The sequence below is a fragment of the Rhodoplanes sp. Z2-YC6860 genome (assembly GCF_001579845.1).
GTDB lineage: Bacteria > Pseudomonadota > Alphaproteobacteria > Rhizobiales > Xanthobacteraceae > Z2-YC6860.
Genome location: NZ_CP007440.1, coordinates 7,972,545 through 7,995,500 on the forward strand (window position 1 = coordinate 7,972,545; position 22,956 = coordinate 7,995,500).

Annotated in this window: 11 protein-coding genes and 2 pseudogenes; 7 read left to right on the forward strand and 6 right to left on the reverse strand. The window is 64.2% G+C overall.

Annotated elements, in window-relative coordinates:
- Positions 1 to 380 precede the first annotated feature (380 nt).
- The 3 genes and pseudogenes from RHPLAN_RS37090 to RHPLAN_RS40970 form a co-directional block, all read left to right on the forward strand.
- Positions 381 to 6,569: a HAMP domain-containing protein gene (locus RHPLAN_RS37090; protein WP_198165104.1), complete on the forward strand. Its 6,189-nt coding sequence runs from the start codon at positions 381 to 383 to the stop codon at positions 6,567 to 6,569.
- Positions 6,570 to 6,586: 17 nt separating this feature from the next.
- Positions 6,587 to 8,074: pseudogene (locus tag RHPLAN_RS37095) on the forward strand (HWE histidine kinase domain-containing protein); the annotation flags it as partial.
- A 42-nt stretch (positions 8,075 to 8,116) separates the two neighbouring features.
- A pseudogene (locus tag RHPLAN_RS40970) lies at positions 8,117 to 8,488 on the forward strand (response regulator); the annotation flags it as partial.
- Between the two features lie 37 nt (positions 8,489 to 8,525).
- Here RHPLAN_RS40970 and RHPLAN_RS40060 read toward each other — a convergent pair.
- Positions 8,526 to 8,678: a hypothetical protein gene (locus RHPLAN_RS40060; RefSeq protein WP_157100725.1), complete on the reverse strand. Its 153-nt coding sequence runs from the start codon at positions 8,676 to 8,678 to the stop codon at positions 8,526 to 8,528.
- A 280-nt stretch (positions 8,679 to 8,958) separates the two neighbouring features.
- On the opposite strand from RHPLAN_RS40060, the gene RHPLAN_RS37100 reads away from it, so the two are divergent.
- The gene (locus RHPLAN_RS37100; RefSeq protein WP_157100726.1) at positions 8,959 to 9,186 is read left to right on the forward strand and encodes a hypothetical protein; all 228 of its coding nucleotides are present in this window, start codon (positions 8,959 to 8,961) and stop codon (positions 9,184 to 9,186) included.
- Between the two features lie 48 nt (positions 9,187 to 9,234).
- On the opposite strand, the gene RHPLAN_RS37105 is transcribed toward RHPLAN_RS37100, so the two are convergent.
- The 4 genes from RHPLAN_RS37105 to RHPLAN_RS37120 all read right to left on the reverse strand — a co-directional run bounded on the left by RHPLAN_RS37105 (position 9,235) and on the right by RHPLAN_RS37120 (position 16,981).
- The gene (locus RHPLAN_RS37105) at positions 9,235 to 9,960 is read right to left on the reverse strand and encodes a Crp/Fnr family transcriptional regulator (protein WP_198164645.1); all 726 of its coding nucleotides are present in this window, start codon (positions 9,958 to 9,960) and stop codon (positions 9,235 to 9,237) included.
- A gap of 180 nt (positions 9,961 to 10,140) precedes the next feature.
- Positions 10,141 to 13,311: an efflux RND transporter permease subunit gene (locus RHPLAN_RS37110; protein ID WP_068029778.1), complete on the reverse strand. Its 3,171-nt coding sequence runs from the start codon at positions 13,309 to 13,311 to the stop codon at positions 10,141 to 10,143.
- A gap of 57 nt (positions 13,312 to 13,368) precedes the next feature.
- Positions 13,369 to 14,559, reverse strand: coding sequence for an efflux RND transporter periplasmic adaptor subunit (locus RHPLAN_RS37115; protein ID WP_068029781.1), 1,191 nt, complete (start codon positions 14,557 to 14,559; stop codon positions 13,369 to 13,371).
- A gap of 148 nt (positions 14,560 to 14,707) precedes the next feature.
- A complete protein-coding gene (locus tag RHPLAN_RS37120; protein ID WP_198164646.1) occupies positions 14,708 to 16,981 on the reverse strand; it encodes a xanthine dehydrogenase family protein molybdopterin-binding subunit in 2,274 nt (757 codons plus the stop codon).
- A 335-nt stretch (positions 16,982 to 17,316) separates the two neighbouring features.
- Here RHPLAN_RS37120 and RHPLAN_RS40880 point away from each other — a divergent pair, with 335 nt between their 5' ends.
- The 3 genes from RHPLAN_RS40880 to RHPLAN_RS37135 are packed head-to-tail and all read left to right on the forward strand — an operon-like array spanning position 17,317 to position 22,205.
- Positions 17,317 to 20,193 (forward strand): response regulator, encoded by a 2,877-nt coding sequence (locus RHPLAN_RS40880; protein WP_157100728.1) that lies wholly within the window; start codon positions 17,317 to 17,319, stop codon positions 20,191 to 20,193.
- Between the two features lie 20 nt (positions 20,194 to 20,213).
- A complete protein-coding gene (locus tag RHPLAN_RS37130; protein ID WP_068029792.1) occupies positions 20,214 to 20,579 on the forward strand; it encodes a response regulator in 366 nt (121 codons plus the stop codon).
- Positions 20,580 to 20,597: 18 nt separating this feature from the next.
- A complete protein-coding gene (locus RHPLAN_RS37135; RefSeq protein WP_084246320.1) occupies positions 20,598 to 22,205 on the forward strand; it encodes an adenylate/guanylate cyclase domain-containing protein in 1,608 nt (535 codons plus the stop codon).
- Between the two features lie 118 nt (positions 22,206 to 22,323).
- Here the strand turns inward: RHPLAN_RS37135 and efp are convergent, their stop codons facing one another.
- Positions 22,324 to 22,890: an elongation factor P gene (gene efp, locus RHPLAN_RS37140; protein WP_068029796.1), complete on the reverse strand. Its 567-nt coding sequence runs from the start codon at positions 22,888 to 22,890 to the stop codon at positions 22,324 to 22,326.
- Between the last annotated feature and the right edge of the window lie 66 nt (positions 22,891 to 22,956).

The window sequence follows — 22,956 nt, forward strand, 5'->3', positions numbered from 1 at the left end:
TTTTCGTCTGCGAGGAACCAACAGCCGAATACCGCATTGGTGCAATTGGGCTGAGGTCCAGTCTCGTCAACAAGAGTTCGGACCGGCTCCCAGGGGGTCTCATGGTGTGCGTTCGTCCGGCAGCCACGGAAGCCTTTCGTTTGGAAGGTTCCACCGGCGACGCTTGCCCTGCTGCGACCCATTCGTCGTCACACTCCGGCTTTTTCACTGTGCCACCGCGATCCGCGAATGCGCGGCTCAGGGAGAGATAGATCATGCTGCCCCACGCTGAACCGACAACCGAGCAGCCCGGCAAGAACGGTCCTCCTCCTCTCGCAAACGGCAACCACGACGTTTCCCAGCATTTCCACGCTCACGAACTCCTCCCGGCCCTTCAGGCCATGCGGGTTGGCGACTTCTCGGTGCGCATTTCCGGCGACTGGGTTGGCCTCGAAGGCAAGATCGCCGACACCTTCAACGAAATCGCGGCCGCCAACGAGCGCATGGCGCAGCAGCTCGAACAGGTCGGCCAGCGGGTCGGCAAGGAAGGCCAGACCAAGCAGCGCGTCCGCTTCGGCCTTTCGGGCGGCGCCTGGGGCGAGATGGAATCCTCGGTCAACACGCTGATCGACGATCTGCTCTGGCCGACCAATGAAGTGACCCGCGCGATCGGCGCGGTGGCGCAAGGCGATCTTCTTGAGACCGTCCGCCTCGACGTCGACGGCCGGCCTCTGCAGGGCGAGTTCCTGCGCTCCGCCACCATCGTCAACACCATGATCAAGCAGCTCGGCGTGTTCACCTCGGAGGTGACGCGCGTGGCGCGCGAGGTCGGCACCGAGGGCAAGCTTGGCGGCCAGGCTCAGGTGCCGGGCGTGACCGGCGTCTGGAAGGACCTGACCGAAAGCGTGAACTCGATGGCTTCGAACCTGACGGCGCAGGTTCGAAACATCGCCGACGTCACCATCGCGGTGGCGAACGGCGACTTGTCGAAGAAGATCACCGTCGACGTGCGCGGCGAAATCCTTCAGCTGAAGGAAGCCATCAACACCATGGTGGACCAGCTTCGCTCGTTCGCCTCGGAGGTGACGCGCGTGGCGCGCGAGGTCGGCACCGACGGCAAGCTCGGCGGCCAGGCCATCGTGCCCGGCGTCGCCGGCACCTGGAAGGACCTCACCGACTCCGTGAACGCCATGTGCGGCAACCTGACCGACCAGGTGCGTAACATCGCGCAGGTCACCACCGCCGTCGCGCGCGGCGACCTGTCGCGAAAGATCACCGTGAACGTGTCGGGCGAAATCCTCGAGCTGAAAGACACCATGAACACCATGGTGGATCAGCTCAACGGCTTCGCGTCGGAAGTGACCCGCGTCGCCCGCGAGGTCGGCACCGAAGGCAAGCTCGGCGGACAGGCCGCAGTGCCTGGAGTCGCCGGCACCTGGAAGGACCTGACCGACAACGTCAACTTCATGGCGTCGAACCTGACCGCGCAGGTCCGCAACATCGCCGACGTCGCCACCGCCATCGCGGGCGGCGACCTGTCGAAGAAGATCACCGTGAACGTGTCGGGCGAAATTCTTCAGCTCAAGGACACCATGAACACCATGGTGGACCAGCTCAACGCCTTCGCCGGCGAAGTCACCCGCGTGGCGCGTGAGGTCGGCACCGAAGGCCGGCTCGGCGGCCAGGCCAACGTGCTCGGCGTCGCCGGCACCTGGAAGGACCTCACCGACTCCGTAAACTCGATGGCGTCGAATCTGACCGCGCAAGTCCGCAACATCGCCGAAGTGACCACCGCGGTCGCGGGCGGCGACCTATCGAAAAAGATCACCGTCGACGTGCGCGGCGAAATCCTCGAGCTCAAAGACACCATCAACACCATGGTGGACCAGCTCAACGCCTTCGCCGGCGAAGTCACCCGCGTGGCGCGCGAGGTTGGCACCGAAGGCAAGCTCGGCGGTCAGGCCCTGGTGCGCGGCGTCGCCGGCACCTGGAAAGACCTCACCGACAACGTCAACTCGATGGCCTCGAACCTGACCGGCCAGGTCCGCAACATCGCCGAGGTCGCGACCGCCGTGGCGCAGGGCGACCTGTCCAAAAAGATCACCGTGAACGTATCGGGCGAAATCCTTCAACTGAAGGAAACGCTCAACACGATGGTGGACCAGCTCAACGGCTTCGCCTCGGAAGTGACCCGCGTCGCCCGCGAGGTCGGCACCGAAGGCAAGCTTGGCGGCCAGGCGACCGTGCCCGGTGTTGCCGGCACCTGGAAAGACCTCACCGACAGCGTGAACTCGATGGCCGGTAACCTGACCGGTCAGGTCCGCAACATCGCGGAGGTCGCGACCGCGATCGCAGGCGGCGACCTGTCGCGCAAGATCACCGTGGACGTGCGCGGTGAAATCCTTCAGCTCAAGGAAACGCTGAACACCATGGTGGACCAACTCAACCGGTTCGCCGGCGAGGTGACCCGCGTGGCGCGCGAGGTTGGCACCGAAGGTCGGCTCGGTGGCCAGGCCAACGTGCCGGGCGTCGCCGGCACCTGGAAGGACTTGACCGACAGCGTCAACTCGATGGCCGGCAACTTGACCGCCCAGGTCCGCAACATCGCCGAGGTGACCACGGCGGTCGCGCGCGGCGATCTTTCCCGCAAGATCACGGTCGATGTGAAGGGCGAAATCCTGGAGCTGAAGAACACCATCAACACCATGGTGGACCAGCTCAACTCGTTCGCCTCGGAGGTGACGCGCGTCGCGCGCGAGGTCGGCACCGAAGGCAAGCTCGGCGGCCAGGCACAGGTGCCGGAAGTCGCCGGCACCTGGAAGGACCTCACCGACAACGTCAACTTCATGGCCTCGAACCTGACCGCGCAGGTCCGCAACATCGCCGAGGTCGCGACCGCGATCGCAGGCGGCGACCTGTCGAAGAAGATCACAGTCGACGTGCGCGGCGAGCTCCTGCAGCTCAAGGAGACGCTCAACACGACGACCGACCAGCTCCGCTCGTTCGCGGGCGAGGTGACCCGCGTGGCGCGCGAGGTCGGCACCGAAGGCCGGCTCGGCGGTCAGGCCAACGTGCAGGGCGTCGCCGGCACCTGGAAGGACCTTACCGACAACGTCAACCTGCTTGCCGCAAACCTCACCACGCAAGTGCGTAACATTGCCGAGGTGACCACCGCGGTGGCGCGCGGCGACCTTTCCCGCAAGATCACGGTCGATGTGAAAGGCGAAATCCTGGAGCTGAAGAACACCATCAACACGATGGTGGACCAGCTCAACGGCTTCGCCTCGGAAGTCACGCGCGTGGCGCGCGAGGTCGGCACCGAAGGCAAGCTCGGCGGACAGGCCGAGGTGCCCGGCGTCGCCGGCACCTGGAAGGACCTCACCGACACCGTGAACGTCATGGCCGCCAACCTCACCGAACAGGTGCGCGGCATCGTCAAGGTGGTGACCGCGGTCGCCGACGGTGATCTCAAGCAGAACCTGACGGTGAAGTCGAAGGGCGAGGTCGCAGCTCTTGCCGAGACCATCAACAACATGACGAACACGCTCGCTACCTTCGCCGATCAAGTGACGTCGGTGGCGCGCGAGGTGGGCGTGGAAGGCCGCCTTGGCGGCCAGGCCAACGTGCCCGGCGCCGCCGGCACCTGGAAGGACCTCACCGGCAACGTGAACCTGCTGGCGACCAACCTAACCACGCAAGTGCGCGCCATCGCCGAGGTGGCGACCGCCGTGACCAAGGGCGACCTGACCCGCTCGATTCAGGCCGAGGCGCGCGGCGAGGTGGCCGAGCTGAAAGACAACATCAACACGATGATCGACAACCTGCGGCTCACCACCGACCGCAACACCGAGCAGGATTGGCTGAAGACCAACCTCGCCCGCTTCACCAACATGCTGCAGGGCCAACGCGAGCTCGGCACCGTCGGCCGGCTGCTGCTCACTGAGCTCACCCCGCTGGTCAATGCGCAGCTCGGCGTGATCTATCAGGTGGAAAGCGAAGAGACGCAGACCATGCGGCTGCTCTCGGCCTATGCGGACGATGGTGCCAACGGCCATCCGGTGCGGCTGCGCATCGGCGAAGGGCTGATCGGTCAATGCGCCGCCGACAAGCGGCGCCTCCTGATCACCGACCTGCCGACCTATGCGGTGCCGATCGGATCGGCGCTGTTCAAGGTCGTGCCGCGCAACATCATCGTGCTGCCGGTGCTGTTCGAGAACCAGGTCAAGGCGGTGATCGAGCTCGCCTCGGTGACGCAATTCACCGCGCTGCAGATGATGTTCCTCGAGCAGCTCACCGACTCGATCGGTATCGTGCTGAACAGCATCGAAGCCACGATGCAGACCGAAGGACTGCTGACGCAGTCCCAACAACTCGCGACCGAATTGCAAACCCAGCAGCGCGAGCTGCAGCAGACCAACGAGCAGCTCGAGCAGAAGGCCCAGCAGCTCGCCGAACGCAACGTCGAGGTGGAGCGCAAGAACCAGGAAATCGAGCAGGCCCGCCGCGCCCTCGAAGAGAAGGCCTCCGAGCTTGCGCTCACCTCGAAGTACAAGTCCGAGTTCCTGGCCAACATGTCGCACGAGCTGCGCACGCCGCTCAACAGCATCCTGATCCTGGGCCAGCAGCTCACCGACAATCCGGAAGGCAACCTGTCGGCCAAGCAAGTGGAATTCGCCCGCACCATCCACGGCGCCGGCACCGATCTGCTGAACCTGATCAGCGACATCCTCGACCTGTCCAAAATCGAGTCGGGCACCGTCACGGTTGACGCTCAGGAGGTGTTCCTCGCCAACCTCACCGAAGCGATCGCCCGGCCGTTCCGGCATGAAGCGGACAACCGTCACCTTGCATTCGATGTCGAGGTCGATCCGCATCTCGGGCGCACGATCACGACCGACTCCAAGCGCTTGCAACAAGTGCTCAAGAACCTGCTGTCCAACGCCTTCAAGTTCACCGATCAGGGCGGCGTCAGGCTCACGGTCTCGGCCGCGATCGGCGGCTGGAGCCCGGAGCATCAGCTGCTCAATTCGTCGCCCGCGGTGGTCGCCTTCGAAGTGTCCGACACCGGTATCGGCATTCCGCTGGAAAAGCAGAAGATCATCTTCGAGGCGTTCCAGCAGGCCGACGCCAGCACCAGCCGCAAGTACGGCGGTACGGGCCTCGGCCTCGCCATCAGCCGCGAGCTCGCCAACCTGTTGGGCGGCGAGATCCAGCTGCGCAGCATCCCCGGCAAGGGCAGCACCTTCGTGCTCTATCTGCCGCTCAAATACGTCGGCCCTGCCACCACGATCGCCACGCCTGCGAACAGCGCAGCGAACCAGCCACCGCAAGCCGCGGCCGTGCCCGCGATGCTCGCCGCAGCTTCCGACCGGCCGGTCGAACAGATGCCTGACGATCGCCTTGAGCTTGAGGCAGGCGACACCATCCTGCTCGTGGTCGAGGACGATCCGCACTATGCGCGGGTGATCATGGACCTCGCCCGCGACAAGGGGTTCAAGGTGCTGGTCGCGATGCGCGGCGCCGACGCGCTCGATCTCGCCAAGCAGTTCCAGCCATCAGCCGTGTCGCTCGACGTCTTCCTGCCCGACATGCTGGGCTGGACGGTGCTGAGCCAGCTCAAGCAGAACCCGCTGACGCGGCACATCCCGGTGCAGATCATCACCCTCGACGAGGACCGCCAGCATGCGCTGGCACGCGGCGCTTTCTCCTTCGTGACCAAGCCGACCACGCCTGAAGGCGTCGACGCGGCACTGACCCGAATCAAGGACTACGCCGCTCCGCGCCGGAAGCGTCTGCTCGTGATCGAGGACAACGAAGCCGAGCGCATGAGCATCCGCGAGCTCCTGGGTTACGACGACATCGACATCATCACCACCGGCACCGGCAAGGAGGCCCTGTCGATCCTCCGCAAAGACCCATGCGATTGCGTGGTGCTCGACCTCAGACTGCCGGACATGACCGGCTTCGACGTGCTCGAAAAAATCCGCGAAGACGAAACCATCTCCGAGGTTCCGGTCGTGGTCTTCACCGGAAAGGAACTTTCCGCCGAGGAGGATGCGCAGCTCCACACCATGGCGCGCAGCATCGTAGTTAAGGGCGTCGAGTCGCCGGAGCGGCTGCTCGATGAAACGTCATTGTTCCTGCACCGGATCATCACCGATCTGCCGCAGGAAAAACAACGGATGCTGGAACGTCTCAACAGCTCCGACGAAGACCTGGTCGGCCGCACCGCGCTGCTGGTCGACGACGACGCCCGCAACATCTTCGCGCTGAGCAGCGTGCTGGAGCGTCGCGGTATGCACGTACTGACCGCAACGACCGGCCGCGAAGCCATCGCGTTGCTGGAGTCGACTGCGGACGTAGCAATTGTCTTGATGGACATCATGATGCCGGAAATGGACGGCTATCAAACCATGGAAGTGATCCGGAAGAAGGCGGAGTTCCGTAGGCTTCCGATCATTGCTCTGACTGCGAAAGCGATGAAGGGCGACCGAGAGAAATGCCTGGAGGCAGGCGCTTCGGACTATCTGGCGAAACCGGTCAACACCGAGCAGCTCCTGTCGGCGCTGCGCATGTGGCTGCATCGCTGAGCCGGGGGCGCGCCAAAATGTCGGAACAGCAAAAGGTCAACATTCTTCTGGTTGACGACCAGCCCTCGAAGCTCCTGAGCTACGAGGTCATCCTGCACGAGCTCGGCGAGAACCTGCTCAAGGCCTCGTCGGGACGGGAAGCTCTGGAGCATCTGCTCAAGACCGAAATCGCGGTGGTGCTGGTCGACGTCTGCATGCCGGATCTCGACGGCTTTCAGCTCGCCGCCATGATCCGCGAGCACCCGCGGTTCCAGAAGACCGCCATGATCTTCATCTCCGCGATCCATCTGACGGACGTCGACCGCCTTCGCGGCTACGAGATGGGCGCGGTTGACTATGTGCCGGTGCCAGTCATTCCCGAAGTGCTGCGGGCGAAGGTCAAGGTGTTCGCGGAGCTCTACCGCAAGACCCGGCAACTCGAGCGGATCAACGCCGAGCTCGAGGAGCGCGTCTCGGCGCGCACCGCCGAGCTCGAAGCCTCGACGCAGCAGCTTCGCGACAGCGAAGAGCGTCGGAGCCTGGCGCTGGTGGCCGGCAACATGGGCTCGTGGGACTGGAACGAGGCGAGCGGCGATTGCCTGTGGGACGACGGGCAGTACCGCATCTTCGGCGTCGAACGGCAGAACTTCGTCGTCTCGGCCGAAAATGTGCGCGCCCTCATCCACCCCGACGACTGGGATGGGCTGCAAGCCTCCATGGAAAAGCTGTTCAAGGAGCGCCAGCCGGCGCAGAATGAATTCCGCGTCAAGCGCCCGAGCGGCGAGGTGCGCTGGTGTCTTGGCACGGCGGCGCCAAGCATCGACGGCTCCGGCCGCGTGGTGCGGATCAGCGGCGTGACGGTGGACATCACCGATCGCAAACAGGCCGAGGAGCGGCAGACGCTGCTCGCCCGCGAGGTCGATCATCGCGCCAAGAACGCGCTCGCCGTGGTGCAGTCGATCGTGCGCCTGACGCGCGCGCCCACCATCGAGGAATTCACCACCGCGGTGGAAGGACGGATCCGTTCGCTTTCGCTCGCCCACACCATCCTGTCGCTGTCGCGCTGGCAAGGCGCCGACCTGAGTGGCCTGGTCGAAGAAGAATTGGCCCCGTATCGCACCGCCGACAGCTCCAGAATTGTGGCCTCCGGGCCCAATGTGTCGCTCTGGCCGGCCGCCGCGCAGTGTCTCGCGCTCGCGGTCCACGAGCTTGTCACGAACGCTGCGAAATACGGCGCGCTGTCCACGACGACCGGCCGGCTGACGCTGGACTGGTCGACGGCATCCGGAAATCTTGTGCTGCGCTGGACCGAAAAGGATGGGCGGCCGACCGCAGCGCCTTCGGCGCCGGGATTCGGCATGCGCATCATCAAGGCGAGCATCGAAGGGCAGCTGGCCGGAGCCACCTCCTTCGATTGGGGACCCGATGGGGTTCGCTGCGAGCTCACGGTGCCGCTCGCCGATCGCAAGCTCGTTCGCGCTCCGACCAACGGCCATCAGGCGCCGCAGGCGCAGATGCCGCCAGCGCCCCGGCCGATCGCCGTCTCGGGCAATCGCATCCTGGTGGTGGAAGACGAGGCCCTGGTCGCGATCGCAATCCGCGAGGCGCTGGAGGAACAGGGCTATTCGGTGATCGGGCCGTGCAACCGCGTCACCGACGCGATGGTGGCGCTTCGGCACAATCGCGTCGACGCGGCGGTGCTCGACGTCAATCTGGGTGACGTTTCGGTTTATCCGCTGGCCGACACGCTCGCTGCCGAGAGCATTCCGTTCATCTTCGTCACCGGCTACGGCAGCGAAGAGCTCGATCGGCGCTTCCTGACGGTTCCCATTCTGCAAAAACCGATCGAACGCCACGCTCTGCAAACCATTTTCACACAGTCACCGCGCGCGCCGTCCCGTGCCACGTCATCACCGACCAAAGACGCACTCACGGGCTGAACACTTGCGCAGCGTGTGAAGCGCTTCGAAGCCGCGTTCACCACAGGATCTCATGCCGCTCCAGCGGATTGAGCAACTGCCGGACGCTCTCAGCCCTATCCAATGATGCCGCCTTTCCCCAGAACAGCAGCGGCCACGCAATGGCGACCACAACCGCAGCAGTCCAGAGCATTCTGAGCCACATACGCATTTGGTGCCTCCCTTCGTAGTAGGCAGGCGAATGAGTGCACCAGATAGACTCGCGCCAACGTGAGCTTATTCACGTTGGATGTAAAAACACGCCACAATTCCGTAAAATCGACAATGCCCCGTGCCTTGTGTGGTCTACCTCATACAACGGTCGGGCGGGCGGCGTTACGCGACCCTTGTTCATCGCGCTTGACGCGTGAACGGGAAGGCCGGTTGCGTGCAGCCTGAGACGCCGTTCAGAAGCGTCCGCAAACGCGCCTTCCACCGCAGTGGAGGTCACCATGTGGAATCGTTTTATCAGTTCGCCTTACGCCCACCTGATCACGGCGGTCGCGCTGACGTTCGGACTCGCACTGGCTTTGCTGACGTCGCAGCCGAAAAAGGCGGATTTTGTTGAAGCGAACAATTCAACGCCGGGCACGCCATCACGCACGGACGCACCGGCTACGCTCGCGTCGGACAGAATGAGCCTGATCCGCGACATCGGTACGACGGGCAAGTCACCGTAGACAAGTCACCGTAGACTTGGGCTTGAGTCAATGAAGCGGAGGACCGGCTTAAGCCGTCTCCGACACCATCGCGGCGAGCGCCTTCGGATTCGTCAGAATCAACCCGCCCCGCTTCAGCTTCAGCCAGCCGCGGCGCTGCCAGTCGCGTAAAAGCTTGTTGGCACTTTCTCGCGAGGCTCCGACCATCTGACTGAGATCGCGCTGCGTGATGCGGATCATGTTGTCGGGATTGGCGGTCGAACGGGTGTGAAGCCGGAGCAGCGCCTTGGCGAGACGCTCGGGCAGACCCAGGAACACGATGTCCTCGACCTGCTCGCTGGTGCGGCGCAGCCGCGTGCACACCACTTCGATCAGCTTCATCGCCACGTCGGGAAATTCGCGGACCAAGGGGATGAAGTCGCGGCGCTCGATCACCATCAGTTCGCTGTTCTCGATCACCACGGCGTCGGCTGTGCGCGCGCCCCCGTCGAGCAGGGCGATCTCGCCGAACAGATCGCCCGGCGGGATGAGATTGAAGATCGCATCCTGACCGCGCTCGGAGGGCACGCTGATCCGCACCAGTCCGGCGCAGACCGCATAGAGGCTCGATCCAGCGTCACCCTTGCGAAACAGCACGGTGTTCTTCTTCACCCGGCGCGTCACCGCATGCGAAAGCAGGCGATCGATGATGGCCCGGTCGAAGCTATTGAAAAACGGATGCGCGGCGAGAAGCTTGTGACGGTCGATATGGGGAGCCGGCGAAGGCGAAGACTGACTTGCCGCTGAGGGCTTCAAATCCTGCTCCATCTCCGGGGACAGCGTCGGGTCCAACACCGCCCAGCCAATTCATTCAATATGCGCCCCTGTCTACCGCATTGGCAGACATGGGCAAACTTTATACGACCTTATAAATGCCTCCTATTCGGCATGAGCATGGCACTGTGCCGCAGTCTCGCCGGCCCAAGCACCTGCTGTTTAGCCCTGGTGGGCAGCCTCACCGGGGGCCGCTTGCGGACGGCGAAGACCGGCGATCCAGCGCACCAGCACATAGAACACCGGCGTGAACACCAGGCCGAACAGCGTCACGCCGAGCATGCCGAAGAATACCGCAGTACCAAGCGCTTGGCGCAATTCGGCGCCGGCGCCGGTCGCGATCATCAGCGGCACCACGCCGAGAATGAAGGCCACCGACGTCATCAGGATCGGCCGCAACCGGGTTCGGGCGGCTTCGACCGCAGCATCCCAACGGCTGGCGCCTCGCTCCTCGGCCTGCTTGGCGAATTCGATGATCAGGATGGCGTTCTTGGCGGCGAGGCCGATCAAGACCACCAAACCGATCTGGGTCAGGATGTTGTTGTCCATGCCGCGCCACAGCACGCCGCTTATGGCGGCCAGCAGACACATCGGGACGATCAGGATCACCGAAAGCGGCAGCAACAGGCTCTCATATTGCGCGGCAAGCAGCAGGAACACGAACACCACCGCAAGGCCGAACGCCACCGCCGCGGTGTTGCCGGCGCCCTTCTCCTGCAAGGCGATCTCGGTCCATTCGTACCCAAACCCCGTGGGCAGGTTGGCAGCGAGCTTCTCCATCGCGGTGATCGCCTGGCCTGTCGAGAAACCGGGCACTGTCGCGCCCTGGACTTCCGCAGCCGCAAACAGATTGTACCGTGGCACCCGGTACGGCCCGGTGATCTGTTCGAAATTCGCCACCGCGCCGAGCGGTACCATGGTGTCGGTCGTCGAGCGCGTGCGTAGATTTTCAATGTCACGGATACTCAAGCGGTACGGATTGTCGGCCTGCGCGGTCACGCGATAGGTGCGGCCCAGGATGTTGAAGTCGTTGACGTAGGTCGACCCCATGTAGGTCGAGAGCGTGTCGAAGAAGCGCGTGATCGGCACGCCGAGCATCTCGGCCTTGGTGCGGTCGATGTCCGCATAGATCTGGGGCGTCGAGGTGTTGAACAGTGTGAACACCTGAACGAGGCCCGGCGTCTGGTTGGCCTGGCCGACCAGCGAGCCGATGGCCTGCTCAAGCGCACGCGGCCCGCGGCCCGCGCGATCCTGCACATACATCTTGAAGCCGCCGCCAGTACCGATGCCCGGCACCGACGGCGGTGGAATCACCAGCACGAACGCCTCGCGCAGCACCTGCATCTGAGCGCGTAGATCGCTGAGAATACCGTTGGTGGTGAGCTTTTCCTTCACCCGCTCTTCGAACGGCTTCAGTGTCACGAACAGCACGCCCGCGTTTGGTGCGTTGGTGAAGGTCGCGCCGTCGAAGCCCGCGAACGCCACGGTGTTGGCGACACCGGGCCGCTTGAGCAGGATTTCGTTTGCCGCCCGCACCACACGGTCGGTGCGCTCCAGGCTCGCGCCGGGCGGCAGCGTGATCGCAGCGATGAAATAGCCGCGATCGAGCGGTGGCACGAAGCCGGACGGCGTGCGGGCGAACTGGAAGTAGGCGAGCCCGATCAAGCCCACATAGATCACCAGCATCATCGCGACGACGCGCACGACGCGGCGCGTGAATCCGCCATAAGTCTGGGACATCCGATCGAACACCCGGTTGAAGCCGGCGAAGAACTTGTCGACCGGAGCGCCGATGGTCTTCCAGATGCCGCGCCGCTCCTCGTGGCTGTGCGGCCTGAGCAGAAGACCGGCAAGAGCCGGCGACAGCGTCAGCGACACGAAGCACGAGATGACGGTGGAGGTTGTGATGGTCAGCGCGAACTGCTTGTAGAACGCGCCGGAAATCCCCTCGATGAACGCCGTCGGGATGAACACGGCGCAAAGCACCAGCGCGATGGCGAGCAGCGCTCCGCCAACCTCGTCCATAGTCTTGTGCGCGGCTTCTTTCGGACTCAATCCCTGGCTCAGATATCGCTCGACGTTCTCCACCACCACAATGGCGTCGTCGACCACGATGCCGATCGCGAGCACGAGGCCGAACAGCGTGAGGTTGTTCAGCGAGAAGCCGAACGCGTTCATGACGAAGAACGTGCCGACCAGCGACACCGGGATCGCGACGATCGGGATGATCGCGGCACGCCAGCTCTGCAGGAACAGGATGATGACGAAGACGACGAGGGCCGTGGCCTCGAACAGCGTGTGGACGACCTCGTCGACCGATTGCTTGATGAAGCCGGTGGTGTCGTAAGCCACGCGATATTCAAGCCCCGGAGGGAAACTCTTGGCGAGCTCGTCCATGGTGTTGAACACGGACTTCGAGGCTTTGAGCGCGTTCGATCCCGGACGCTGAAAAATGCCGATCGCGGTCGCCACTTTGCCGCTGAGATAGGCGTTGCGGTTGTAGTCCTGGGCGCCGAGCTCCACGCGAGCGATGTCGCGAACGCGCGTGACGCGGCCATCGGCATCGGTCGCGACCACGATGTCGTTGAACTGTTCGGGGCTGGTGAGCCGGCCGAGTGTCTGCACTGCGATCTGGAAGCCAGCGGGCGAGGTCGCCGGGGGCTGATTGATGGCACCCGCCGAGACCGCCACGTTGTTGGCGCGGAGCGCGTCGACCACGTCGCTCGCCGAAAGGTTACGTGCCTGGACGCGCGCCGGATCGAGCCAGACCCGCATCGAATAATCGCGGGCACCAAACACCACGGTGTCGCCGACGCCGTCGAGCCGCGTGAGCACGTCCTTGATGTTGATGGTGGCATAGTTGGAGATGTACTGCTGGTCGAGCGAGCCGTCCGGCGAGATCAGATGGACCACCATCATCAGGTCGGGCGACTTCTTGCGCACCGTGACGCCGAACTGCTGCACCTGAGTGGGCAACCGCGGAATCGCCACCGAGACGCGGTTCTGCACCAGCACCTGGGCCTCGTCGATGTTGGTCCCCGGCTTGAACACCACCTGGATCGACAGAGAGCCATCGCCGGTCGATTGCGACACCATGTAGATCATGTCGTCGACGCCATTGATCTCCTGCTCGATCGGCGTCGCCACGGTGGTCGACAGCACCTCGGCCGAGGCGCCCGGATAAGTCGAGGTCACTTCCACGGTCGGCGGCGCGATGTCCGGGAATTCGGCGATCGGCAGTGCTCGATACGAGATCGCCCCAACCAGCGTCAGAATGATCGACAGCACGGCGGCGAAAACCGGCCGGTCGACGAAGAAGTGCGAAAAGCCCATGGTGGCAATCCTGAAGAGGGACCCGAGGCGGCAACAGACCTGCGATGAATCGAAGCTTTATTGCGCGGTGGCCGGCGCGGCTCGTGACGGCCGGATCGGCGCGGCTTGAGCAACCGCGCCTTCGATCTTGCCTTCCTCGGGCTTGACCTTCTGGCCCGGACGCGCGCGCGGCAGCCCCTCGATCACGACGCGATCGTTAGCGTCGAGACCAGTGCGGATAACGCGGAGGCCGCGCACCAGCGGACCAATGGTGACGCGCTTCACTCCGACTGTGCCATCGTCGGCGACAGTCAACACGATTTTGTTGGACTGATCCGATGCGATCGCTCCGTCAGGCAGCAAAAGCGCCTCGTGATCGCCGCCGTAAAGCCGCATCCGGCCGAAAAAGCCCGGTGTCAGCAGGCCGTCCTTGTTGTCGAAAATCGCGCGACCGCGGATCGTGCCGCTCTTGGCGTTCACCGCGTTGTCGACGAAGTCCATCTTGCCTTCGTGCTTGAAGTCGGTCTCGTCGGCGAGGCGCACCGCAACCGGATTGGCCGCGTCGCGCGAGGACTGCCGCGCGCCAGTCTGGGCGAGGCGCAGATAGCGGATGAAGTCCGCTTCGCTACCGTCGAAAACGAAGTGGATCGGATCGACGCTGACGATCGTTGTGAGCAGTGTCGCGCCGGACTGACCGCCGGTGATCAGATTGCCCGGGTCGACCCGCCGATCCGAGATACGGCCCGCGATCGGCGCGCGCACTTCGGTCCATTCCAGGTTGAGCTGCGCCGTCTTCAAACTGGCTTGAGCCGATTCCATCGCGGCCAGCGCATCGCGCTGCGTCGATTTCCGGGTGTCGAACTCGCGCTCGGTGACGGTTTGATTGCGAACGAGCGGCGTCGCGCGCTCCAGATCGAGATTGGCGATGTCGAGCTTGGCCTGGGTGCGACCGACCTCGGCCTGAGCTTGATCGACCGCAAGCTTGTAGGGCCGCTGGTCGATGATGAACAGAAGATCGCCCTGCTTGACGATCTGACCATCCTTGAAGTGCATGGATTCGATGAAGCCCGAGACGCGGGCCCGCACCTCGACGGTCGAGACCGCCACGAAACGGCCGGTGTACTCATCCCACTCGGTGATGCGCTCCTGCAGCGGCTTGGAGACCGTGACGACGGGCAATGGCGGACCGGAGGCCACCGGCTTGTTGTCGCAACCGGCCAACCCCAGGGCTGTTAGCCCACAAGCCAGCATCACGATTGCGCGCGTCATGGCGTCCCCCTGCTCGATCGGCCGTGGCAACGGCCGGTGTCAGATAATCACAGAAGTTCCCGAGGCTAGAGGCCTTTCCCAAGTCTGTCCTGGATATTCGAGCATCTCCAGGTTTCTGATCAAATTCCGAGCAAATGCGAGCGATCGCTCAAGCGGCTCCGTTCGCCGCCTTGGCGTCCTGGATGGCCCGCCACACACGAGCCGGTGTGTAAGGCATTTCCAGCTTCTTCACGCCGGCCATCTTCAGCGCATTGAGATACGCATTGGCGAGCGCCGGCACTGAGCCGGTGGCGCCGGCCTCCCCGGCGCCTTTGGCACCGAGCGGATTGAACGGCGAAGGCACACCACAATCAATGAGTGTGACAGGCGTCAGATTATGCGCCTTGGGCATGAAGTAGTCCATGAAGGTGCCCGACAGGAGCTGTCCGCTCTCGTTGTCATAGGCGATGTGCTCGCCGATCACCTGGCCGATGCCCTGCATCAAGCCGCCATGGAGCTGACCTTCGACCAGCTTATGATTGACGATGTTGCCGCAATCGTCGGCTGCGATGTAGTTGACGATCGCCGACGAACCGGTGTCCGGATCGATCTCGACTTCGGCGATGTGTGCGCCGCTCGGAAACGCCGACGCAATGTCGAACATGATGTTGGTGTCGAGCGGATGTGCCGCTTCCCCCCAACGCTTCTCGATCAGCACCTTCATGCTGATCGTGAGGTCGGTGCCGGTCACGCGATAAACGCCCTTATCGAACGTGACGTCGGTGGGCGCGACCTCGAGTTCGGTCGCCGCGAGCTTCTTGCCCTTCTCGACAATCTCCTTCGCCGCAGCCTGCAGCGCCGCGCCGTGGCAGATCAGCGAACGTGAGCCGAAGGTGCCGACGCCGACGAGCTTTGGCGCGGTGGGCTCGTTGTAGCGAAGCTCGACACGGTCATCCGGGATGCCAAGCACGTCGGCGACCAGCACCGGGAAGACGGTCTCGTGGCCCTGCCCCGAGGGCCCCGCCTGCGAATAAAGCTCGAGCTTGCCGCTTGAAGCGACGCGGATCTCGACCTGCTCCTTGCCCATGCCGCCGGACGGTTCGAGAAACAGCGCCAACCCCAACCCGCGCAGCTTGCCGTTCTTCTGCGCGGCCTTTCGTCTTGCTTTGAAGCCATCCCAGTCCGCGGCCTGCAAAGCCGTATCGAGCAGGCGTGCCGGATCGGCGCTGTCATAGGACGAGCCGGTCGGCGTCTTGAACGGAAACGCATTTTTGCGAAGCAGGTTGCGGCGGCGGAGCTTGACCGGGTCGATGCCCATCACCTCTGCGGCGTCTTCGATCAGCCGCTCCCAGAGATAGGCCACGTTGGGCCGCCCGGCTCCCCGATAGGCCGTGGTCGGCGTGGTGTTGGTGAACACCAGCCGGTGCCGGCCATGGACGGCGCGAATGTCATAAAGACTGACGGCCGAGCTGGTCGGCGCCGCGACCGTGTTGATCAGCGGCCCGGCGTTGGAGCTGAACGCGCCGAGGTTGACCAGCCATTCGACACGCAGCGCGAGAAAACGCCCTTTCGCATCGAGCGCGAGTTCGCCCATGAGATCGGCGCCACGGCCGTGATGATCGCCGGACAATGTTTCCGAGCGTGTGCCGAGCCACTTCACCGGCTTGCCGGTGCGCTTCGCCGCCAGCATCACGGCAAGGAACTCCGGATAGACCTCGTTGCGCACGCCGAATCCGCCGCCAACATCCATCGAGCGGATCTTGAATTTTTCCGGCGGCATTCCGGTGATGGCCGCAAGCGAGTTCTTGATGTCGCCCGCGCCTTGCGTCGGGATGCAGACCTCATAACTGTCGTCGGACGCGCTGTAGAGCGCGGTGCAGGATTTCGGCTCCATGGGATTGCCGGAAATCCTTTGCGCATGCAGCGTCACGCGAACCACGTGAGCGGCTTCGGCAAATCCGGGCTCGGTGCTCTTACGGTCGCCGTATTCGTAATCGAACGCGAGATTGTCAGAATAATCCTCGTGCAGCGGCACGGCGCCGCTCGCCAGCGCATCGCCTGGCTCCACGTAGATCGGCAGATCTTCGTATTCGATCGCGATCAGCTCAGCGGCGTCCTGAGCGATATTCTCAGTCTCCGCCACCACCAGCGCCACCGGCTCGCCGACGAAGCGCACGCGGCCCTGGGCCAAACCTGTCCGGAATGGGACACGCACCGAGCTGCCGCCCACGCCCTTGAAGAACGCCATGGCCGGCGCGCCCTTCCAGCCGGTGGCAGCAAGATCGGAGCCGACGACAACGTCGAGAACGCCGGGCAGGCGTTTGGCCTCGTCGATGTCGATCCGCACGATTTTGGCATGGGCCCGGTCAGCCCGGACGAAGTGCCCGGCGACCTGACCGTCGAAATGGTGATCGGATGTGTAGCGGCCCCGGCCTGTGACCAAGCGAAGGTCTTCCCGACGGCCTTTGAACTGATGCTCGGACAAAATGCTGTTCCCGCGGCTTCCCGATGGTGTCTCCCGAGGCCATCGCGCTCGGAAGGTCCAATTTATAAGGCCCCGTCCGATGGACTGTCCAATGCGGACGGATGGGCCGTCGAAAGCCACGCCCGCCCGAGGCGCAGGTCTCGTCATGGGACGCGCCTTGTGGCGGCGCATCTGGGGCCCGTTAAAGAATCTGGTAACGTGCCCCGTGCAACTCACTCTGGGTCCCGGGCCGAGAGGCCGGGCGCGTCCGTTATCTTTCCCCGTTCGCGGATTGCGACAAGGCTGATCGCAGCATGACTCAAGCGGACACGCCATCCCTTTCGGCCGACCAGCCCGCCGTCATGGCGGGCTCGCAGCCTGTCCGCGGCCGCAGAGCCTGGCACCACAGCATCGGCGGCAAGCTTTTGATCGCGTTCGGCCTGATCGCCGCGCTGACCATCGGCGCGACTCTCCTGTCGCTGATCCGCTTCAATCAGATCGAGGGCGTGCTGCACGAATTGACCGACGTCAGCATGCCGGCGCTGAAGCTGTCGATGGATGTGCAAAGCCGCGCCATCGAACTGATCGAAACCGCAAGCGAGGTCGGCGGCGCTCAGGACGAACTCGAACGGTTCAACGGCATGGCGACCGTCACCGAGCGCACCGGCAATCTCTGGCAGTCGATCGAAAAGCTGCGCACCGTGATCGCCGACGATCAGGCCATGTTACCGATTCAGACGCTGATCGCGCGGATCGATTCCCAGGTCGGGGATCTCAACCGCACCGTCGGCGACGGCCTCGCGGCCAGCCAGGTGCCGGCACGGGTGTTTCAGCAGATCAACACCTCATCGGCGACCGCCAATCGCACCATCGGCGCAGTGATCGACAGGCTCAACCCGGCGCAGGCTGGCGCAGGCGACAGCGCCCGCGGCGTGGAAGCGTTCACCGAGCTTCGGCAGACCGCTGCGTTCGCCGGACAGCTCTACGAGCTGCGAAGTGAGTTCAACGAGGCGGTTCGCATTCTCAACAGCGTCCGCCAAGCCAACAGCGGCGACGGCATCAAGTCGCTGCACGAGCAATTCGACGCTGACTTCAGCCGCATGCAAGGCAGTCTCAACAGGCTCGATCAGATTCCCGCCGTCACCGCCGACGAGGCCGGGGCGCTGAAAAGCGCGGCGGCGAACATCCGCGCCCAGGCCACGGGCAATGCCGGCATCTTCGCGCTGCGCGAACAGTTCCTGCGCATCCGCGGCTCGATTGCGTCGATCACCAGCTCGCTGAAGAACGACGGGGCGCAGCTTCGCGAAAGGATCGCCGCGATCGTCGGCGAGGCCGAAACGAAGGCCACGCAGTCGCAGCAACTCTCGGAACGCGCCGTCGCGACCAGCCGCTTCTGGCTCCTGCTGATCACGGTGGCTACCTTGATCCTCGCGGGCCTGATCGTCTGGCTGTTCGTGCATCGCTATGTGGTGTCGCGGCTCGATGCCCTCGCCGACAGCATGCTCGGCATCGCGCAAGGTAATCTCACCACGCCCATTCCGGCTGCCGGCCCTGACGAACTCGGCGAGATGAGCCGCGCCTTGATGGTGTTCCGCGACAACGCTCGCGATATCCAGACCGCCCGCGACCAGGCGATCGAGGCGCGCGCCGAAGCCGAGGCCGCGTCGCGCGCCAAGTCGAGCTTCCTCGCCAATATGAGCCACGAGCTGCGCACGCCCCTGAATGCGATCATCGGCTATAGCGAAATCCTCGCCGAGGACGCCACCGACCGCGGCGACGAGCCGAGCGTCAAGGACCTGCAGAAGATCCAATCCGCCGGCAAGCATCTGCTGGGCCTGATCAACAGCGTGCTCGATCTTTCCAAGATCGAAGCCGGACGGATGGACATCTATCTCGAACCGGTCAACCTCACGCAACTCATCGAAGAGGTGCGTGTGATGGTCCAGCCGCTGATCGAGAAGAACAGCAACCATCTCGCGATCGACTGCCCGTCCGACATCGGGTCGATGCGCACCGATCTCACGAAGGTGAAGCAGTCGCTGCTCAATCTTCTGAGCAACGCCGCAAAGTTCACCGACAAAGGCAAAGTCGGCCTGACCGTGACGCGCGAGACCCGCGGCAGCGGCGACCAGCACGTGCTGTTCCGCGTCACGGACAGCGGCATCGGCATGACCGAGGAACAGATGGGCAAGCTGTTCCAGGCTTTTGCCCAGGCCGATTCCTCCACCACGCGCAATTTCGGCGGCACCGGCCTGGGCCTTGCCATCACCAAGCGCTTCGCGACGCTTTTGGGCGGGACCGTGACGGTCGACAGCAAGCCTGGCCACGGCTCGGTCTTCACCCTCGACGTGCTGGACCAGTCGCTGGTGCATGTGCCGATCGCCGAGGCGATCGAGGCGACAGACAGCACTGCCGCAGGCCCGGCGCTGACGGTGCTCGTGGTCGACGACGATCCGACCGTGCACGAAGTGCTGAGCGCGACGCTCGCCAAGCGTGGCTATCGCGTCATCCACGCCCGTGACGGCGCCGAAGCGCTCGACATCGTGCGCAAGACGCCGCCGGATATCGTCACGCTCGATGTGATGATGCCGAAGATCGACGGCTGGACCGTGCTCGGCCGGATGAAATCCGATCCGGCCCTGGCGCACATCCCGGTGATCATGCTGACCATCGTCGACGACCGCAATCTCGGCTGGTCGCTCGGCGCCTCCGAGTACATGACCAAGCCGATCGACCGCGAGCGGCTGATCGCGCTGGTGCGGCGCTTCACCGGCCGCGCCGCCGAGGCCGTGGTGCTCGTCGTCGACGACGACGCTGAGGTGCGCAATCTGATCAGCACGACGCTGAGGAACGCCGGACTCACCACCGCCGAGGCCGTCAACGGCCGCGCCGCGCTCGACTGGCTCGCCGGCCATCCAAGGCCCGGTCTGGTGCTGCTCGATCTGATGATGCCGGAGATGGATGGTTTTCAGTTTCTCGAAAAGCTGCGCAACGGCAGCGCGCCAATCGACGTGCCGGTGGTCGTGCTGACCGCCAAGGACCTCAGCGCCGAAGAACGCGCCTACCTTGCCGAACGCACCGTGCTGGTGCTCGGCAAGTCGGCGCAGCCGATCAGCAGCCTCGGCACAGCGCTCGTCGCGATCGCGACGCAGCGCCACGGCGCCGACAAAGCCACAGTCCCCACACGATGACATCCCACTGACGGTGACGAATGCCCAAGATCCTTCTGGTCGAAGACAACGAAATGAACCGGGACATGCTGTCCCGCCGCCTCGTCCGCAGCGGCTTCGAGGTGGTGATTGCGGTCGATGGCGGTCAGGGCGTGGCCATGGCCTCATCGGAAAAGCCCGACCTGATCCTGATGGACATGAGCCTGCCGGTGCTGGACGGCTGGGAGGCCACACGCCAGGTGAAGGCCGACGCGGCCACCAAGACCATCCCGGTGATCGCACTCACCGCGCACGCCATGGCCGAGGACAAGGAGAAGTCGCTCGCCGCTGGCTGCGACGATTTCGACACCAAGCCGGTCGAGCTGCCGCGGCTGCTCGCCAAGATCCAGACGCTGCTCGGAAAGTAGCGCGACGATGACCTTCGCATGAATGCGGGCAACGACGGCGATCATGCGAGACGCGTGCAGCGCGCACTGCTCGCGCATCTGCGGCAGGAGTTCATCGCGCCGGCCGCGGCGATCATCGGCTACACCGATATCCTGATCGAGGACGCGCGGCACCTCACGCTCGACGCTTATCTCTCGGATCTCGATCGCATCCGCAGCGCCGGCAACGCCCTGCATATGCTGCTTCAGTCGGTGCTGGCTCACGAGCACACCGACGACACCGTGATCTTCGACCAGTCCAAGCTCCGCCACGATCTGCGCACGCCGATCAACGCCATCAAGGGCTATGGCGAAATGCTGGTCGAGGACGCCGCTGCCGGAAACCATGACGTGCTGCTCGCCGACCTCGACAAGCTTTTGTCCGCGGCCGACGGCATGCTCAAGCGCATCGACGCGCTGGTGGATTTCCGCGGCGATTCCGCGGAGGGCTCGGGACTGAGACCACACGCCGGCATCGGCGGCGTGGTCGAAGCGGTGCGGGCGATCCGCACGGTGAACGCAGGTCCTGTCGGTTCGAACGCCCGCGGCCGCATCCTCGTGGTCGACGACAATCCGTCGAACCGGGAACTTCTCGGCCGCCAGCTGATGCGAGCAGGTCATATCATCGCCGAGGCCGAAGACGGCCACGCCGCGCTCAGCAAGGTCGAGAGCGAGAGCTTCGACCTCATCCTGCTCGATCTGATGATGCCCGACATCTCGGGCTACGAGGTGCTGTGCCGCCTCAAGGCGCAGCCCAACACCGCCGAAGTGCCGGTGATCATGATCTCGGCGCTGGACGACCTCGACAGCGTGATCCGATGCATCGAAGCCGGCGCCGTCGATTATCTGTTCAAGCCGTTCGATGCGACGCTGCTGCGCGCGCGCATCGGCGCAAGCCTCGAGAACAAGCTGTTGCGGGATCGCGAAAAGCTCATGGTCGAGGAGTTACGCCGCGAAAAGGCGCGGTCCGAGGATTTGCTGCTGTCGATCCTGCCGCGCTCGGTGGTCGATCGCATCAACGCCGGCGAGACGATGATCGCCGATCATGTCGAGACCGTCAGCATCCTGTTCGCGGACCTTGTGGGCTTCACCCAGATGGCCGGCCGCCAGACGCCAGCCGAGCTCGTGAAATTTCTGAACTCGGTGTTCTCGGCCTTCGACGCGCTGTCGACGGAATTCGGCGCCGAGAAGATCAAGACCATCGGCGACGCCTACATGGCGGCATTCGGCCTGCCCGATCCGAGGCCCGATCACGTGGAAGCCGCCGTGCTTCAGGCCCGCGCCATGCTGAAAGAGATCGACCGGTTTCCCACGCCCGACGGCGTGCAGATGAAATTGCGCGTCGGCATCCACACGGGTCCGGCGGTGGCCGGCATCATCGGCCAGCGCAAGTTCGCGTTCGATGTCTGGGGCACGACCGTCAATATCGCGAGCCGCATGGAATCGCTCGGAGAGCCAGGCCGCGTGCATGTGAGCGAAGCGGTGGCGCGGGCGCTCGAAGGCCGCTTCCCGTTCGTCGATCGCGGACTGATCGACGTGAAGGGTGCAGGCCGGATGCGGACGTTCTTTCTCGGAGACGCACGCGACTCTCACCCCGCCTCATCCTGAGGAGCACGAGTGAAGCGAGTGCGTCTCGAAGGATGGGGCGGCCTCGTGCTTCGAGACGCCGCGCTCCGCGCGGCTCCTCAGCATGAGGCCGGGAGAGAACGGCGCGAGTCGCGAAGACTTAATCCTTCGCGCGCTCGACGTAGGAGCCGTCTTCGGTCATCACCACGATGCGGGTGCCGGGGCCGATGAACGGCGGCACGTTGGAGCGCACGCCGTTCGACAGCGTCGCGGGCTTGTAGGACGACGACGCGGTCTGTCCCTTGGTCACCGGCTCGGTATCGACCACCTCGAGCACGACCTTCTGCGGCAGCTGGATCGCGACGGCGTTGCCCTCGTGGATGCTCAGCATCACCTTCATCTCCGGCTGGAGATAGGCGGCGCCGTCACCGACCAGTTCGTCCTGCAGGGTGATCTGGTCATAGTTCTCCGAGTTCATGAAGTGGAAGCCCTCGGCGTCATTGTAGAGGAACGTGTGCTCACGATCCTCGACCACCGCGCGCTCGACCTGCTCGACGGTCTTGTAGCGCTGCGAGATCTTCACGCCGTCGCTGATGCGGCGCATGTCGATCTGGGTGGTCGGCGTGCCCTTGCCGGGGTGGAAGCTTTCGGCGGTCAGAACGACGCAAAGCTTGCCGTCGATATCGAGAACATTGCCCTTGCGGACGGAGCTGGCGATAACCTTCACAGATGCTATTCCTTTGTTGGCGTCCCGGGCCAAATCCTTAACGGCCAGCCCCGTGATTTCGGGCCG